We start from the raw sequence: 1,145 nt of genomic DNA, 5'->3' as shown, positions 1-1,145 counted from the left end.
TCGCGAGATAACGGATAAAATAGAAAGGGTTGGACAATGTCCAACCCTTTTTTGTACCTATCGGATCGCTTATGGAATCGCTTTACCAGCAGTTTTCTCATGTATTGAACACCTATTATCAGCCTCAAACGAAGGTCGTTGTCGCGTTTAGTGGTGGTGTGGACTCGCGCTTGTTACTTGAGTTACTTCGCCGTTATCGAGAAGAAAACTCCCTCTCTTGCCACGCGGTTTATGTTCATCATGGTTTGAGTGAAAATGCGGACATTTGGGCCGATAAGTGTCAAGTATGGGCGAAACAAGCAGGTATTTCGTGCTCGGTAGAGCGTGTGAACCTAGACACCAATAGTGGTGAGAGCATTGAATTGCTGGCACGTGAAGCGCGCTATGAAGCTCTGGCTCGTCATATCAATCGTGGCGACTTATTGCTAACAGGTCAGCATGCCGACGACCAAGTCGAAACCTTTTTACTCGCGTTGAAACGTGGAAGTGGACCTAAGGGTTTATCTTCGATGGCAGAAACTATGCCGTTTGCTGGTGGCACATTAGTTCGTCCGCTACTTAACACCAAGCGCGAGCAGATAGAAGCGACGGCGAAGAACATTGGTTTGGAATGGGTAGAAGACGAAAGTAACCAAGACACGCGCTACGATCGAAATTTTTTACGTCATCGTATCGTCCCTGAGTTGTCTGAGCGTTGGCCGAGTATTCATCAAGCGGTGCAACGAAGCGCAAGCTTATGTGCTCAGCAAGAAGCGTTATTGGATGAGCTCCTAGGTTCGGTGTTTGCGCGTGCTCTACAGGCGGATTTGAGCTTAAGTATTGATGAGTTAGCTATCCATAGTGAATTAGCGCAAGCGCGTTTGATTCGTATGTGGTTGAGTAAACTGAATGCCAATATGCCGAGTCAAACTCAATTGCGCTTGATTTGGCAAGAAGTGGCATTGGCGCAACAAGATGCCAATCCAAAGCTTAAACTCAAACAAGGAGAGATCCGACGCTTCCAAAACAAATTGTACTGGGTTACGCCTCATGCCGATGTGACGAGTTGGCAAGGCCATATCCAAATCGATGAGCCACTGATTTTACCAGAGCGTTTGGGGACGTTAACGCTTAGTTCGGGTGCTCATCAGCCAAATATTTCGCTG

General features: G+C 47.2%; 1 protein-coding gene. It reads left to right on the top strand.

Going from position 1 to position 1,145, the window contains the following annotated elements:
• Positions 1-71 precede the first annotated feature (71 nt).
• On the top strand, positions 72-1,145 hold a 1,074-nt coding region (gene tilS / locus R7O12_RS26150), incomplete at its 3' end, for a tRNA lysidine(34) synthetase TilS (RefSeq protein ID WP_318126973.1).

The sequence above is a fragment of the Vibrio sp. Vb1574 genome, from assembly GCF_033338675.1.
Note: the sequence above shows the minus strand (reverse complement) of the source record. Positions and strands in the feature narration are given on the sequence as shown.